A 14,722-nucleotide genomic window follows, 5' to 3' on the forward strand; every position below is an offset into this window, starting at 1 on the left:
GCGCGGCGACCGGAAGCTCCGGCCACGGCGCCGAGACGCCGGGGCGTCCGGAGCCGGGGCGTCCTCACTTCTTGCGCCCGCTCAGCAGGAAGCCGATCCCGACACCGACCACCATGCCGATGCCGATGATCCACCACAGGTCGAAGGAGCCGGAGTCCCCGTCCCCTTCGCTCGGCGAAGCGCTCGCGGACGGCATGCTCTGCGGCGCGGGGCCGGTGGCGTTCAGCTCCTTGACGAGGTCGGTCGAGCCGAAGGCACGCGGGTCGACACCCATCGCGTTCGCGGCGAAGACCAGCTGCGCCCAGGCGGCCGGGCCGCTCTCCCTGGCCCAGGTCGCGGAGTTCTGCTGCAGCCAGGTCAGCGCCCCGGTCGCCTCCTTGGTGGCGCCGGTCGCGGCGAGCGCGACGACGGCGTCGGCGGTGTTGCCGAAGTCGGGCAGCTCGGTCGGGTCGGTGGCGCCGGGCATCGGCGGGGTGTTCAGGTGACCGGTCCGCGCGAGCGCGCCGGCCAGATAGGAGGAGCCGTTGAGCGCGGCCCGCTCGGCGGTGGGCTTCGGCAGGTCCTTGCAGGTCGGGGACTGCGCGGGCTTCACACCGCCGGCGGTGATGCCCTTGCCGAGACCGGCGATGGTGGCGGCCGCGGTGGCGTCGGCGTTCGCGAACAGCCGCCCGTCCTTGTCCGGCTGGTACGCGAAGGCACCCGGGCCGTCCTTCGTGGAACAGGGGGTCGCGAAGGTGAGCAGCGCGTCGTACGGCGTCCGGCCCTCGACCGACTTCACCTCGCCCGGCTTGTCGCCCAGGGCGGCGAGCGCGCTGACCACGATGGAGGTCGAGTTGGCGTCGCTGGGGCTGCCGGGGTTGTAGCCCCAGCCGCCGTCCTTGTTCTGGATGCCCTTCAGCCAGCCCGAGCCCGCCTTGACTGCCTTGGACACCGCCTCCGGGTCGGCGCTCTGCGCCCGCACGGCGGTGAGGGCGTGGAGGGCGACGGCCGTGGCGTTGGTGTCCAGCATCGTGGCCGGGGTGCACGGCTTGGCGGGGTCCGGCCGGTACGAGGAGAACGCGCCGCTCTCGCACTGCTGCCCCTTCAGCCAGGTCACGGCCTGCTCGGAGGGCTGCACACCACTGATCCGCTGCGCGATGAAGGCGACCGACTGGCGCCAGACACCGTCGTACGTCGGGTCCTTCGTGCCGTAGAGACCGGCGGGGATCACCGGTGCGGGCGTGGGGGTCGGAGAGGGCGCGGCGGACGCGGCGGGGGCCAGCGCGGTGCAGAGCACGGCGGCGGTGGCGAACGCGGCGGCGCCGCGGCGGACGGTGGTCATGCGTGCTGGCCTCTCCTGCGGCCGGGCACCGGCACGCACAAGGCACCAGGCTCGGCTCCGTATTCCTCGACGGTGCCGGCGGTCACGTCCCGACGGGGCATTCCGACTCACCGTCGACGGCTTGAGGCGACGGTTCACGGTTGCGGGTCAGTGCCGGAATTGCACCGGCTTCCCCCCGTACGGGCATGATGACGACTTGCACACTCTACCGGCCCGTACACCTTGCGACCGGTGGGTGCGAGGCGCCTCACACGGAGCCTGCACGGGCCCCCGGAGGCTGTGCCATGCTGACTGCTGCTCACGTGACCGCTGTTCACGTGTGCGACGTGGACGGCGTCTCACGGGGGTGGGCTGAATGCGGCCGTTGACCGAGACCGATCCGCGCCGGGTCGGGGCGTACCGGTTGCTGTACCGCCTGGGGGAAGGCGGCATGGGCTGCGTCTACCTGGGCCGCTCGCCGGGCGGGCGGACGGTCGCCCTCAAGGTCGTCCACGGCGCGCTGGCCGGTGACGCCGGCTTCCGCAAGCGGTTCGCCCGCGAGGTCAGGGCCGCCCAGTCGTTACGGGGAGCGGGGACGGTGCCCGTCCTGGACGCCGACCCCGAGGCGACGGTGCCCTGGCTGGCCACCGCATACGTCCCCGGGCCCGCGCTCTCCGAGGCCGTGATCGCGCACGGGCCGCTGCCCCAGGACGCCTTGTGGCGACTTCTCTCCGGACTCGCCCACGCCCTCGACGGCGTGCACCGCGCGGGCCTGGTGCACCGGGACGTCAAACCGTCCAATGTCCTGCTCTCGCAGTCCGGACCCCTGCTCATCGACTTCGGCATCGCGCGTTCGGCCGACGAGACGGCGCTGACCGGGACGGGTCTCGTGGTCGGCTCGCCCGGCTACATGTCGCCCGAGCAGGCGGAGGGCAGGACCATCGGCTCGGCCGCGGACGTCTTCTCCCTCGGCGCGGTCCTCGCCTTCGCGGCGACCGGGCGCGGCCCGTTCGGCGGCGGATCGGTGGCCGAGCTGCTCTACCGGCTCGTGCACCACGAGCCGGACCTCGACGGGGTCGGGGGCCGCTTCGGGGAGCTCGCGCGGGAGTGTCTGGCCAAGCGGCCCGAGGACCGTCCGACGGTCGCCGAGCTCGCCGCGGTCGCCGACGGGCATCGGGCCGCGCAGGGGGCCTGGCTGCCGGCGCCGGTCGTCGCCGCCATCGCGCAGAAGGCGGAGGAGCTGCTCAACGCGGAGGCGGAGGAGGAGCCCGAGGCGGAACTGCTCACGGCGGCCGAGGTGCCGACGGCCGCGCCGGCGGAGGGGACGGAGTCGGCCCTGGAGGGGAAGGAGGCGGTCGTCGAAGGGAAGGAGGCGGTCACCACCGTCCTGCCCCCGCACACCCCGCCTCCCACGGCGGTCCTCCCGGGGCGCGCGAGGAGCAGGACCGGGACGGCGAGCGTGCCGCGCGCCCGGGCCGAGTCGGGACGCCCGCTCGCCCGCCTGCGTGCCGTCAAAGCCCTGACGACGGGGCTGGGCAGACCGCTGTACGGACTGTTCTTCCTGCTGCCGATGTTCGCCTTCCTCATCGGCGGGATCGACCTCATGGACCGGGCGGTCCGGTCCCCGTCGCTCTCGGACCAGCAGCAGGGCCCCTACCAGTGGGCGATGAACGACTGGTGGCGCGTCCCCGGCACGCTTCTCCTGTTCGCGGCGATGGTGGGTCTCCACCTCTACCGGCGGCGTCTGGTGACCGTTCCGCCCGGCAGGGTCCGGCTGTGGGCGGCCGGGGTCGGCGTCTACTGGATCGCGCTGTGCGTGGTGACGACCCTGCACGTCCTGTGGTTCGTGTTCGTGTACAACGGCACGGACTACGACGGCGGCGAGCCCTTCCTGATGTGGGTCGCTGTCCCCGTGATCATCCTCGGCGGCGGCACCGCTCCGTTGATCCTGGTGATGTCCTGCATCCGGATCGCCAAGGCCTGATCCCGCCTCCGCACATGAACGTCAGACCGCCACGTACGCCACCGGGTCGGTGCCCTCCGCGGCCTCCGCCCGGCCCAGCTTCACCAGGCGTCGCACATGGGCCTCGGCCTCGCTGACCGCGATGTTCCTGGAGCCGTACGGGATCTGCTCCCAGGGCCTGTTCCACTCCATGCGCTCGGCGAGCTGCCACGGCGTGAGCGGGGTGGCCAGCAGGCCGAGGAGCCCGGTCAGCCGCTCCTCGTGGTGGTCGAGCAGCTCCCGTACCCGGCCGGCCGCGTCCGCGAAGGCGTACTGGTGGGCGGGGAGCACCTCGGCGACGCCGAGCCTGCCGATCCGCTCCAGGGAGTCCAGGTAGTCGCCCAGCGGGTCGGTGACGGTGGCATCGTCCGGGTCCTCGTACAGACCGATGTGCGGGGAGATCCCGGGCAGCAGATGGTCGCCGGAGAAGAGCCGGCCGTGGCCGGGCAGCCGGGCGGGGTGCTCCTCCTCCAGGTGGAGGCAGACATGGCCGGGGGTGTGGCCGGGGGTCCAGATCGCGCGCAGTCGCCGTCCGGCGAGGTCGAGGAGCTCACCGGGGACGATCTCGCGGTCGGGGACGGCCGAGCGGAGTCCGGGCAGCGTCCGGGTCCGGCCGCCCGAGCGGGCGGCGAGGAGCGGGGCGATGTGTTCCTCGGGGGCGCCGACGGTGGTCAGTTTGCGGGCGAGGTACTCCAGCCAGGTGGCGGGCTCGGACTCGCGGGTGCGGCGGACGACGGCGGTGTCGGCGGCGTGCATCGCGATCCACGCGCCGGACGCCTCGCGGACCTGCCCCGACAGACCGTGGTGATCGGGGTGGTGGTGGGTGATGACCACCCCGTGGACGTCCCGTACGGAAGTGCCCAACGCGGCGAGACCGTCGGACAGTTCGGTCCAGGAGGCGGGGTCGTCCCAGCCGGTGTCGATCAGCACGGGGCCGCGATCGGTGTCGAGGACGTGGACCAGGGTGTGGCCGAGCGGGTTGTCGGGGATGGGGACCTGGATCGACCAGACGCCCCCGCCGTGTTCGGTCACCTGGCTCATGGGCCCTCATCTCTCAGCGACGGCAAGGCGCTTGCTCGACCTGGGGCCCACTATAACGAGAACTGACGATCCGTCAGAGTGTCCTGTGTCGCATTGACTTCGGCACGCATCCGGCCTGCGATCGGGCTGTCCCGCCGCGTGGCGCGCGGCCCCGCCGTTCAGCCGGGGGCGCCGAGGGTACGGACCTCGGGCTCGTGGCCGCAGGCCCGGAGGAAGGCGAGCGGACCTTCCGGGGAGACCGCGGTCGTCGCGTCGTTGCGCAGCGGATGGAAGAGCAGGAGCTTGTGCTCGGCCAACCGGGCATCCACGACCACCCGGATCGTTCCCGGGGCGGCGTTCATCAGGGCGAACGGGGATACCGCCCCGGGTGTCACGCCGAGGGCATCCGCGAGAGCCTCGGGGCGGGCGAAGGACAGCCGTCCCACGCCCCACTCGGCGGCCAGGGCCTTGAGGTCGACGGGGGTGTCCTCGTCCGCCACGAGCAGGACGAGCCGTTTCCGGCGGTCCCGGAGGAAGAGGTTCTTCGTGCCGCCGCCACCGAGCCGTGTCCCCAGACTCCGCGCCTGCTCGACGGTGAACACGGGAGCGTGCCGCTCGCTCGTCCAGGCGATGCCCAGCTCGTCCAACCGCGCCGACAGCACGGCTTCAGCCTGGTCCGGGTCGCGCATCGTCATCCCGCCATCTTCCTTCATGGGTGGCGGGGGCCTGGGCATTGCCCACGATAACTAGAACTGATATCAGTTCTGATACACAGTCAGAAACATCGCGGGTTCCGGGAGGCAGTCGGTCATGACCGAGCTTGTGGAGCACGGAAAGCTGTTCATCGGCGGGGAGTTGACCGATCCGCTCGGCGCCGACGTCATCGAGGTGATCTCGCCCCACACCGAGGAGGTCATCGGCCGGGTGCCGCATGCCTCCGAGGCCGATGTCGACCGGGCCGTCGCCGCCGCGCGCGCGGCCTTCGACCGCGGTCCCTGGCCCCGGATGAGCGTCGAGGAGCGGATCGAGGTCGTCACCCGCATCAAGGACGCCATCGCCGTACGCCACGAGGAGATCGCCCGCTCGATCAGCGCGCAGAACGGCTCCCCGTACTCCTGGAGCGTCCTCGCCCAGGCGCTCGGCGCGATGATGGTGTGGGACGCGGCCATCACCGTCGCGCGCGACTATCCGTACGAGACCCGCCGCGCCGGTGTCCTCGGGCCGATCCTCGTGCGGCGTGAGCCGGTGGGCGTGGTCGCGGCGGTCGTGCCGTGGAACGTCCCGCAGTTCACCGCCGCCGCCAAGCTCGGACCCGCGCTCCTCGCCGGCTGCACCGTGGTCCTCAAGCCGTCCCCCGAGTCCCCGCTGGACTCGTACATCCTCGCCGAGATCGCGACCGAGGCCGGGCTGCCGGAGGGCGTCCTTTCCATCCTGCCCGCCGACCGGGAGGTCAGCGAGTACCTGGTGGGGCACCCGGGCATCGACAAGGTCTCCTTCACCGGATCGGTCGCGGCCGGAAAGCGCGTGATGGAGGTCGCCTCCCGCAACCTCACCCGCGTCACCCTCGAACTCGGCGGCAAGTCCGCGGCCGTGATCCTGCCCGACGCCGACGTGGCGACGGCGGTCGCCGGCATCGTCCCGGCCGCCTGGATGAACAACGGCCAGGCGTGCGTCGCGCAGACCCGCATCCTCGCCCCGCGCAGCCGGTACGACGAGATCGCCGAGGCGTTCGCCGCCGCCGCGGGCGCGCTCGTGGTCGGCGACCCGCTCGACCCGGCGACCCAGGTCGGTCCGCTGGTGGCCAGGAGGCAGCAGCAGCGCTCGCTCGACTACATCGGGATCGGCCAGGCGGAAGGCGCCAAGATCCTTTCGGGCGGCGGCCGTCCGGCCGGCCTCGACCGCGGATGGTACGTCGAGCCGACCCTCTTCGGGGGCGTCGACAACACGATGCGGATCGCCCGCGAGGAGATCTTCGGGCCGGTCATCTGTCTCCTTCCGTACGGGGACGAGAGCGAGGCGCTCCGGATCGCCGACGACTCCGACTACGGGCTCAGCGGCAGCGTCTGGACCGGGGACGTGGAGCACGGCATCGACTTCGCCCGGCAGGTGCGGACGGGCACGTTCAACGTGAACACCTTCAGCCTGGACATGCTGGGGCCGTTCGGCGGCTACAAGAACTCCGGCCTGGGACGGGAGTTCGGCCCGGAGGGCTTCGGCGAGTACCTGGAGCACAAGATGATCCACCTGCCGGCCGGTTACGAGGGGCAGGGTGGCGCCTGATGGGCGACCGCTGGCACGTCGAGGTCGACCGGGGGGTGTGCATCGGCTCCGGCATGTGCGTGAACCACGCCCCGGACGGCTTCCGCCTCGACACGGCCCGGCAGTCCCACCCGCGCGAACCGGAGTCGGACGCGAACGAGAAGGTGCTCGCGGCGGCCGAGGGATGCCCGGTGGAGGCCATCCTGATCACCCTCCTCGACGGCGGGGAGCCGGTCTTCCCGCCCGAGGAGTGATGTCCCGGCATTCCGGGGCGTGTGTGACACTCCTCCGGCACACGGACGACAGGGGTGGGACACATGCGAAGGACCTGGCGGGCGACCGTCTGCGGGGCGGCGGCGATTCTGGCGATGTCGATGACGGGCTGCGGCGCGGCGGAGGAGGTCGGGCCGCCCGGGTCCTCTGCCTCGGCGTCCTCTCCGGGCAAGGGGTTCGGCAGGGCCGAGTCGCAGGCCGACATCGACGCGGCCACCTCCGCCGCCGGTCTGCCGGCGTCCGGACGGCCCGAGCCGCTGCCGTCCACCACCCCGGCCGGGGCCACGGAGAAGGACAGGCTCAAGGCGCGGGCCGCGGCCTGCTCGGCCCACTGGATGGGCGTCGGCCGGGAGGTGGGCGAAGGCGGCGATCCCCGGGCGAAGTTCGACGCCACCCTCGCCGAACTGAAGGAGCGTGGCTGGCGGGTGACGACGGACCGGCGCGCGGACGAGCTCGGGAAGGAGGGCGCCCTGGTCACCATCTGGCTCGAGAAGTCCGGCTGGTCGCTGATGGGCCGCCATGGCACGGGAGCGCTGGAGACGGTGTCCTTCCAGGCGACGGAGGACGCCTGCATGAACAAGTTCACCGAAGCGGAGTGGAAGTCGATGATGAGCGCCGACGAGTAGCGGTGTGGGCCGGAGGTGCTTCGGCCAACCGTTCTCACGTGCAAAAATCTTCACCTGATCACGGGGGCAACAGGCCCGCGTGCACCCAGGTTTGGGAGAGTCGTGCGCAAGGCGAAGTTGGTGGCCGCGGCCGCCGGTGTGGTGCTGCTGGTCGCGGGTTGCGGTGGCGAGGGCGGCTCGGGCAAGAACAAGGGCGGCTCGTCCTCCAGCACCTCCGGTTCCACCACCGGGGGTTCGGAGGCCGGCGGCGGCGACAGCCCGGACGCGGCCGCGGTGGAGAAGGAGATCGAGGCCGCCGCCACGGCGGCGGGCTTCATCCAGGACGCCTCGGGCGAGGACGTCCCGGCGGAGCTCAAGGACTGCATGGTCTCCTGGACGGCCGACACGAAGAAGGTCGCCGACCCGAAGAAGTCCTACGACGCCACGGTGAAGACGCTGTCCGGCGGCGGCTGGAAGGAAGGCCAGGGCACGGAGCAGGCCGGGTCCACCATCAAGACGCTGAACAAGGGCACCTGGTCGCTCAAGGCCAGCAACCACGGCGCCGCGGGCTTCTCGATCGTGATGTTCATCGGCACGGACAACACCGCGGCGTGCGAGGCGCTGTTCAAGGCCGACCTGGAGAAGAGCAAGAAGCCGTAACGGCTCACTCACACCGTCCCGCGGCCCTCCGGGGCCGCGGACGCGGTGGGCACGGGTCGCGCGGTCGCGGGCGCGTTCGGCGCGGTCAGGTCGATCAGCCGGCAGACCGTCTCGATGTCGATCTTCACCTGGGCGATGGAGGCCCGTCCCGACAGCCAGGTGATCAGAGCCGAGTGCCAGGTGTGCTCGATCACCCGCACCGCCGACAGCTGCTGCGGCGTCGGGTGCTCCAGACCCATCGCGTCCAGGATGATCGCCGTCGTCAGCCGCGAGACCGTGTCCACCTCGGGGCTCACGCTCCGGTCCGCGAACGTCAGCGCCCGCACCATCGCATCCGCCAACTGCGGCTCCCGCTGGAGCGCCCGGAAGGCCCGCATCAGCGTCTCCGCGACCCGCTCCGCCGAGCTCTCGCCCGCCGGCGGACGCTTCCGCAGGGTCGTGTGCATGTGCTGGAGCTGGTCCTGCATCGTCGCGACCAGCAGATGGATCTTGGAGGGGAAGTAGCGGTACAGCGTGCCGAGCGCCACCCCGGCCGCCTCGGCGACCTCACGCATCTGTACGGCGTCGAATCCGCCCCGCCCGGCGAGCTGCGCGCTGGCGTGCAGGATGCGGCGACGACGCGCCTCCTGGCGCTCTGTCAGGGGCGGCGAGGCGGGTCTGTCTTCCGACGTCATGAGGTCCCGTTCCGTGCGGTGGGGGAGCGACAGTATGGCGGGGCTCCGGCCGTGGCGCGAATCACCTGATCCGGCTCTTACGACGGGGCTACCTGCCGGTAGATTCTGTGCTCCTTGAACGATCAAGAACGATCAAGTCTGAAACTTGTTCTAGATTAGCGCGAGCGGTTACGCTCCCGCGAAACGCAAGCTCGAAGGGGGCCGCGAGTGACCGCTGAGGCCATAGAGGCAGGCCCCCGCCGGGGCACCGCCCCAGATGCCCCCACCGACGGTGACAGTCCGTTGCGGATCGCTCTCCTCACGTACAAGGGGAACCCGTTCTGCGGCGGCCAGGGCGTCTACGTCCGGCATCTCTCCCGCGAGCTCGCGCGCCTCGGGCACCACGTCGAGGTCATCGGCTCGCAGCCGTACCCCACCCTCGACGAGGGCGTCCCCCTCACCGAGATCGCCAGCCTCGACCTCTACCGCTCGCCGGACCCCTTCCGTACCCCGAAGCGGGACGAGTACCGCGACTGGATCGACGCGCTCGAGGTCGCCACCATGTGGACCGGCGGCTTCCCCGAGCCCCTCACCTTCTCCCTGCGCGCCCGGCGGATGCTCGCCGCCCGCCGCGGGGACTTCGACGTCGTCCACGACAACCAGACCCTCGGGTACGGGCTCCTCGGCGGCCCCAAGGCGCTCGGCGCCCCGCTCGTCACCACGATCCACCACCCCATCACCGTCGACCGGCAGCTCGAACTCGACGCCGCCGCCGACTGGAAGCGCCGCGCCTCCGTCCGCCGCTGGTACGCCTTCACCCGGATGCAGAAGCGGGTCGCCCGCCGCATGCCGTCCGTACTGACCGTCTCCGGCACCTCCCGGCAGGAGATCGTCGAGCACCTCGGCGTCCGCGACGACCGCATCCGCGTCGTCCACATCGGCGCCGACACCGAGCTGTGGTCCCCCGACCCGTCCGTGGCCGAGATCCCCGGCCGGATCGTCACCACCTCCAGCGCCGACGTCCCGCTCAAGGGCCTCATCCATCTCGTCGAGGCCCTCGCCAAGCTCCGTACCGAGAACCCGGCCGCCCACCTCGTCGTCGTCGGCAGGCGCGCCGAGGACGGGCCGGTCGCGCAGGCCATCGAACGGTACGGACTCGAGGACGCCGTCGAGTTCGTCAAGGGCATCTCGGACGCCGAGCTCGTCGACCTCGTGCGCTCCGCCCAGGTCTCCTGCGTGCCCTCGCTGTACGAGGGGTTCTCGCTGCCGGCCGCCGAGGCCATGGCCACCGGGACCCCCCTCGTCGCCACCACCGGCGGCGCGATCCCCGAGGTCGCCGGCCGTGACGGCGAGACCTGCCTGGCCGTGCCGCCCGGCGACGCGGGCGCCCTGGCGGCCGCCCTCGGCCGGGTGCTCGGCGACGCGGACCTGCGGGCCCGGCTGGGCGCCGCGGGGCGGGCCCGGGTCCTCGCCAACTTCACCTGGGCGCGGGCCGCCCAGGGCACCGCCGACCTGTACCGCGAGGCCATCGCCTCGCGGGGGAGCGCCGCCCGGCAGAGAGCCCGTACGTGACCGCCTTCCGGCGTCATCAGGGACCCGACGGGACCGCCCTCAGGTGACCGCCTCTCCGCTTCGCCGCCTCCACCCCCGCACCACCACCCATCCGGAAGGGCAGACCCCGTGCTGACCGTCGACTTCACCCGCTTCCCGCTCGCCCCCGGCGACCGCGTGCTCGACCTGGGCTGCGGTGCGGGCCGGCACGCCTTCGAGTGCTACCGGCGCGGCGCCCAGGTCGTGGCCCTCGACCAGAACGGCGAGGAGATCCGCGAGGTCGCCAAGTGGTTCGCGGCGATGAAGGAGGCCGGCGAGGCCCCGGCCGGCGCGACCGCCACCGCGATGGAGGGCGACGCGCTGAACCTGCCGTTCCCCGACGAGTCGTTCGACGTCGTGATCATCTCCGAGGTCATGGAGCACATCCCGGACGACAAGGGTGTCCTCGCCGAGATGGTCCGGGTGCTCAAGCCCGGCGGCCGGATCGCCGTCACCGTCCCGCGCTACGGCCCCGAGAAGATCTGCTGGGCGCTCTCCGACGCGTACCACGAGGTCGAGGGCGGCCACATCCGCATCTACAAGGCGGACGAGCTCCTGGCCAAGATGCGCCAGGCCGGCCTCAAGCCGTACGGCACCCACCACGCGCATGCGCTGCACTCGCCGTACTGGTGGCTGAAGTGCGCCTTCGGCGTGGACAACGACAAGGCGCTGCCGGTGCGGGCGTACCACAAGCTCCTGGTCTGGGACATCATGAAGAAGCCCGCCCTCACCCGGGTCGCCGAGCAGCTGCTCAACCCGGTCGTCGGCAAGAGCTTCGTGGCGTACGCGACCAAGCCGCACCTGCCCGTGGACGCCACGCGCACGGCGGACGCCAAGTGACCTCTCCCGAGCAGATCGCGGAACACCTGCTCCTGCCCGGGGTCCTCACCGCCGAGCAGGCCGCCGAGACCGTCGCCGGGATACTCGCCGTCCAGCGCGAGGACGGCGCCATCCCGTGGTTCCGGGGCCACCACCTCGACCCGTGGGACCACACCGAGGCCGCCATGGCCCTGGACACCGCCGGCGAGCATGCCGCCGCCGCCCGCGCCTACGAATGGCTGGCCCGCCACCAGAACGCCGACGGCTCCTGGTACGCGGCCTACCAGGACGGCGACCACACGGACGTCACCGACCGGGGCCGGGAGACCAACTTCGTCGCCTACGTCGCCGTCGGCGTCTGGCACCACCACCTCGCCACCGGCGACGACGCCTTCCTCGACCGGATGTGGCCGGTCGTCTACGCCGCCGTCGAGTTCGTCCTCGGCCTCCAGCAGCCCGGCGGGCAGATCGGCTGGAAGCGCGAGGAGGACGGCACGCCGGTGAACGACGCGCTCCTCACCGGGAGTTCCTCCATCCACCACGCGCTGCGCTGCGCGCTCGCCATCGCCGAGGCCCGCGAGGAGCCCCAGCCGGACTGGGAGCTCGCCGCCGGCGCGCTCGGCCACGCGATCCGCAACCACCCCGAGCGCTTCCTCGACAAGTCCCGCTACTCGATGGACTGGTACTACCCGGTCCTCGGCGGTGCGGTGGCGGGCGCGGCGGCGAAGGCCCGTATCGACGCGCACTGGGACGAGTTCGTGGTCCCCGGGCTCGGCGTGCGGTGCGTGCTGCCCAACCCGTGGGTCACCGGCGGCGAGAGCTGCGAACTGGCCCTGGCCCTCTGGGCGATGGGGGAGTCCGACCGGGCCCTGGAGATCCTCCAGTCCATCGAGCACCTGCGCGCCGAGGGCGGCATGTACTGGACGGGGTACGTCTTCGAGGGCGACAAGGCCGTGTGGCCCGAGGAGCTCACGACCTGGACCGCCGGCTCCCTGCTGCTCGCCGTGGCGGCGCTCGGCGGCGACGAGGCGACTGTGGCGGTCTTCGGCGGGGAACGGCTGCCGAGGGGCCTGGAGCCCGACTGCTGCGGGTAGTCGTGCTCTTCGGGCCGGCCGGGTTCACATGGCCGGACGGCCCTTTCCACGGGGCCGGTCGGGGCGCGGGTGACTGGCGCCGACAGAACCTGGATAGTTAGGATCCAGGATTACATCGTCTCGGCCCTGGAGGGCCGAGACGAACTCTTCCGCTGCTCCAAGTTGAGGCAGCGGGGGGGCGGGCGGTGCGGAGATCCCCGCATCCGAGTCCCTGCGACCGTGCGGCATCGCCACCGTGATGCGCCGGGCCGAGATGGCATGGCGACGTGAACTCGCCGGCCAGACCCTTGCCGATCTGATGGCATCCGCCCCGGCCGCCACGCCGCGCAGGATCCGCAGGAGTTACGACCGCATCTCCACCTGAGTCTCGCGAGCACTTCCGGCGTGGGCTCATCAGGCGGCCCTCGCCCCGACTCGCCCCCGACCTTGACCTGACCCTCCCAGCGGGAGATTCGAGATGAGAACTATCCTGAATAAGGAACGGAAGAACCCGCCGGACCAGGAGGCGGGAAGCCGAGGACTCGGCCCCACCTTCGTCCTCGCGCTCGGCACCTTCGCCGTCGGCACCGACGCCTTCGTCGTGGCCGGCTTCCTGCCCTCCATGGCCCAGTCGCTGGACGTGTCCACGTCCGCGGCGGGCCAGTCCGTCACCCTCTTCGCCGCGGCCTACGCGGTCCTCTCGCCCGTCCTCGCCACCCTCACCGCGCGCATCCCGCGACGCACCCTGCTCGTGTCGGCACTGGTCGTCCTCGCCCTGGCCAACCTGCTCTCCGCGCTCGCCCAGGACTACCCCACGCTGCTGGTCAGCCGGGTCCTCGCGGCGGCCGGTGCCGCCGCGTACACACCCAACGCCGGCGCCGTCAGCGCAGCCCTCGTCCGCCCCGAACTGCGCGCCCGCGCCCTCGCGGTCGTGATCGGCGGCCTCACCATCGCCACGGCGCTCGGCGTCCCGCTCGGCAACGCCGCCTCGCAGTGGACGAGTTGGCGTGTCGCGCTCGGTGCCGTCGCCGCACTCGGCCTTGTCTGCGCGCTCGGCGTCCTGCTCGTCATGCCGCATCTGCCCGGCGGCCCCCGAGTCCCGCTCGCCACGCGGCTCGCCGTCCTGCGCAGGCCCGGAGTGATCGGCGTGCTGCCGCTGACCGTCCTCGGCATGGCCGCCTGCTACACCGCGTACGCCTACAGCGTGCCAGCCCTGAAGGCCGTCGGTGTGCCGCAGTCCGGCGTGGTGCTGATGCTCTTCCTGTACGGAGTGGGCGCCGTCGTCGGCAACTTCGTCGCCGGACAGGCCACCGACCGGGTCGGCTCCGTCCGTGTACTCACCGTCGGCTATGCCGTCATGGCCGCCACCTTCGGCATCCTGGCCTGGCTCGCCGGAACGTCTCCGCACCTCCCCGTCCTGGTCGGAGTGCTCGCCCTGGCCTGGGGAGCGAGCAGTTGGTGCCAGACGCCCCCGCAGCAGCACCGCCTGATCTCCGCCGCCCCGCAGGAGGCGGCTCTCGTGGTGTCGCTCAACTCCTCCGGCATCTACCTCGGCATCGGTCTCGGCACGGTCATCGGCGGACTCGCCCTGCCCATCGGCGTCCGGCCGGTCTTTCTGGTCGGTGGGATCCTCGCCCTCGCCTCGCTCGTCTGGCTCCGCGCCGGCGCCCTCCTCATCAAGCGCCCGTGAAGGGGGCCACGACGATGACCGTCGCACCGAGCCCCGCGCCGGACTCCGCATGAGACCCGTACCGAACCCGGCACCGGACCCCGCGCCACCGGCCCGGGCCCCGGAACGGGGCCCATCGCCCGGACGGAGTCGCCCGAGTGGCGGAGCCGTGGGGCCGACGCGAGGCTGAGGCCGAAGCCCCGAGGGAGGTCACGTCGTGCCCAGTCCCGTTCCGATACGCCGCGGAGTCGTGGCGGTCTTCCTGTCCTGCGCCCTGCTCCTGACGACCGCCGCCTGCGGCGGCGACGACGAGAGCGCGAGCGGAGTCGCGTCGCCGTCCGGAACGGTCGAGCAGCAGCGGCTCGCCAAGACCCGGTTCGTCGCCAACGCGGGTCTGGCGGCCGGCGCGACGTACCAGTGGATCGTCAAGCCGTACCGCGAGGGCAAGTTCAAGAAGGGCGCCGACGGCCAGAAGTTCGCGCTGGTCAAGGCGGGTCTCGCGGGAGCGTTCGCGTACAACCGGCTCAAGGCGGCGGTGAACAACGCGAAGGGCGACGAGCTGCTCTCGAAGGCGGTCGCGCCGCTGACGGCGGGCATCGACAAGCTGAAGGACCTCGGTACCAAGCTCCGTAAGGGCGAGGCGAGCGAGGCGGACGTCGGGGCGTTCGAGGACGTCATCAACGACGTGAAGGATGCCGGGAAGAGCGCGGGCGCCGTGGTGACCGACAAGGTGCCCAGCACGTCCCAGCTGGGCGGGTGAGACCGCCCACGGCGCCGCGGCGCCGAGGGCCGGAGGGTG

The 14,722-nt window shown here is 72.2% G+C and carries 15 protein-coding genes and 1 riboswitch; of the genes, 11 read left to right on the top strand and 4 right to left on the bottom strand.

Going from position 1 to position 14,722, the window contains the following annotated elements; all coding sequences use genetic code 11:
• Positions 1-64: 64 nt before the first annotated feature.
• Positions 65-1,321, bottom strand: coding sequence for a prenyltransferase/squalene oxidase repeat-containing protein (locus tag ACFVZW_RS04930; RefSeq protein WP_384516800.1), 1,257 nt, complete (start codon positions 1,319-1,321; stop codon positions 65-67).
• 95 nt (positions 1,322-1,416) lie between these two features.
• A riboswitch (cobalamin riboswitch) is annotated at positions 1,417-1,496 on the bottom strand.
• 180 nt (positions 1,497-1,676) lie between these two features.
• Between ACFVZW_RS04930 and ACFVZW_RS04935 the strand changes: the two genes are divergently transcribed.
• The gene (locus tag ACFVZW_RS04935; RefSeq protein WP_384516803.1) at positions 1,677-3,284 is read left to right on the top strand and encodes a protein kinase; all 1,608 of its coding nucleotides are present in this window, start codon (positions 1,677-1,679) and stop codon (positions 3,282-3,284) included.
• Between the two features lie 21 nt (positions 3,285-3,305).
• Here ACFVZW_RS04935 and ACFVZW_RS04940 read toward each other — a convergent pair whose 3' ends face one another.
• Both ACFVZW_RS04940 and ACFVZW_RS04945 read right to left on the bottom strand, forming a co-directional pair.
• Complete coding sequence (locus ACFVZW_RS04940; protein WP_384516806.1) at positions 3,306-4,343, bottom strand: MBL fold metallo-hydrolase; 1,038 nt, start codon at positions 4,341-4,343, stop codon at positions 3,306-3,308.
• Positions 4,344-4,501: 158 nt separating this feature from the next.
• Positions 4,502-5,017, bottom strand: a complete 516-nt coding sequence (locus ACFVZW_RS04945) for a prolyl-tRNA synthetase associated domain-containing protein (protein ID WP_384516809.1) — start codon at positions 5,015-5,017, stop codon at positions 4,502-4,504.
• Between the two features lie 115 nt (positions 5,018-5,132).
• Here ACFVZW_RS04945 and ACFVZW_RS04950 point away from each other — a divergent pair, with 115 nt between their 5' ends.
• The 4 genes from ACFVZW_RS04950 (at position 5,133) to ACFVZW_RS04965 (ending at position 8,119) form a co-directional block, all read left to right on the top strand.
• Positions 5,133-6,602, top strand: a complete 1,470-nt coding sequence (locus tag ACFVZW_RS04950; protein ID WP_384516812.1) for an aldehyde dehydrogenase — start codon at positions 5,133-5,135, stop codon at positions 6,600-6,602.
• On the top strand, positions 6,602-6,835 hold the full coding sequence (locus tag ACFVZW_RS04955; RefSeq protein WP_329121100.1) for a ferredoxin: 234 nt from the start codon (positions 6,602-6,604) through the stop codon (positions 6,833-6,835). The genes ACFVZW_RS04950 and ACFVZW_RS04955 overlap by 1 nt, the downstream gene beginning before the upstream one ends.
• Positions 6,836-6,898: 63 nt before the next feature.
• Positions 6,899-7,480, top strand: a complete 582-nt coding sequence (locus ACFVZW_RS04960; RefSeq protein WP_384516815.1) for a hypothetical protein — start codon at positions 6,899-6,901, stop codon at positions 7,478-7,480.
• A 102-nt stretch (positions 7,481-7,582) separates the two neighbouring features.
• The gene (locus ACFVZW_RS04965) at positions 7,583-8,119 is read left to right on the top strand and encodes a hypothetical protein (RefSeq protein ID WP_384516817.1); all 537 of its coding nucleotides are present in this window, start codon (positions 7,583-7,585) and stop codon (positions 8,117-8,119) included.
• A gap of 8 nt (positions 8,120-8,127) precedes the next feature.
• On the opposite strand, the gene ACFVZW_RS04970 is transcribed toward ACFVZW_RS04965, so the two are convergent.
• Positions 8,128-8,793, bottom strand: coding sequence for a TetR family transcriptional regulator (locus ACFVZW_RS04970; protein WP_384516820.1), 666 nt, complete (start codon positions 8,791-8,793; stop codon positions 8,128-8,130).
• 207 nt (positions 8,794-9,000) lie between these two features.
• Between ACFVZW_RS04970 and ACFVZW_RS04975 the strand changes: the two genes are divergently transcribed.
• From ACFVZW_RS04975 to ACFVZW_RS05000, 6 genes are all read left to right on the top strand, one after another.
• Positions 9,001-10,344, top strand: coding sequence for a glycosyltransferase family 4 protein (locus ACFVZW_RS04975; protein ID WP_384516823.1), 1,344 nt, complete (start codon positions 9,001-9,003; stop codon positions 10,342-10,344).
• Positions 10,345-10,452: 108 nt separating this feature from the next.
• Positions 10,453-11,202: a class I SAM-dependent methyltransferase gene (locus ACFVZW_RS04980; RefSeq protein ID WP_384516826.1), complete on the top strand. Its 750-nt coding sequence runs from the start codon at positions 10,453-10,455 to the stop codon at positions 11,200-11,202.
• Positions 11,199-12,275, top strand: a complete 1,077-nt coding sequence (locus ACFVZW_RS04985; RefSeq protein ID WP_384516829.1) for a prenyltransferase — start codon at positions 11,199-11,201, stop codon at positions 12,273-12,275. Before ACFVZW_RS04980 ends, ACFVZW_RS04985 begins: the two co-directional genes overlap by 4 nt.
• A 238-nt stretch (positions 12,276-12,513) precedes the next feature.
• Complete coding sequence (locus tag ACFVZW_RS04990; RefSeq protein ID WP_384516832.1) at positions 12,514-12,639, top strand: hypothetical protein; 126 nt, start codon at positions 12,514-12,516, stop codon at positions 12,637-12,639.
• A gap of 93 nt (positions 12,640-12,732) precedes the next feature.
• On the top strand, positions 12,733-13,944 hold the full coding sequence (locus ACFVZW_RS04995; protein ID WP_384516834.1) for an MFS transporter: 1,212 nt from the start codon (positions 12,733-12,735) through the stop codon (positions 13,942-13,944).
• 196 nt (positions 13,945-14,140) lie between these two features.
• Positions 14,141-14,683, top strand: a complete 543-nt coding sequence (locus ACFVZW_RS05000) for a hypothetical protein (RefSeq protein WP_384516837.1) — start codon at positions 14,141-14,143, stop codon at positions 14,681-14,683.
• Positions 14,684-14,722 lie beyond the last annotated feature (39 nt).

It is taken from the genome of Streptomyces sp. NPDC059567, from assembly GCF_042735655.1.
In the GTDB taxonomy this organism is placed as follows: Bacteria; Actinomycetota; Actinomycetes; order Streptomycetales; family Streptomycetaceae; genus Streptomyces.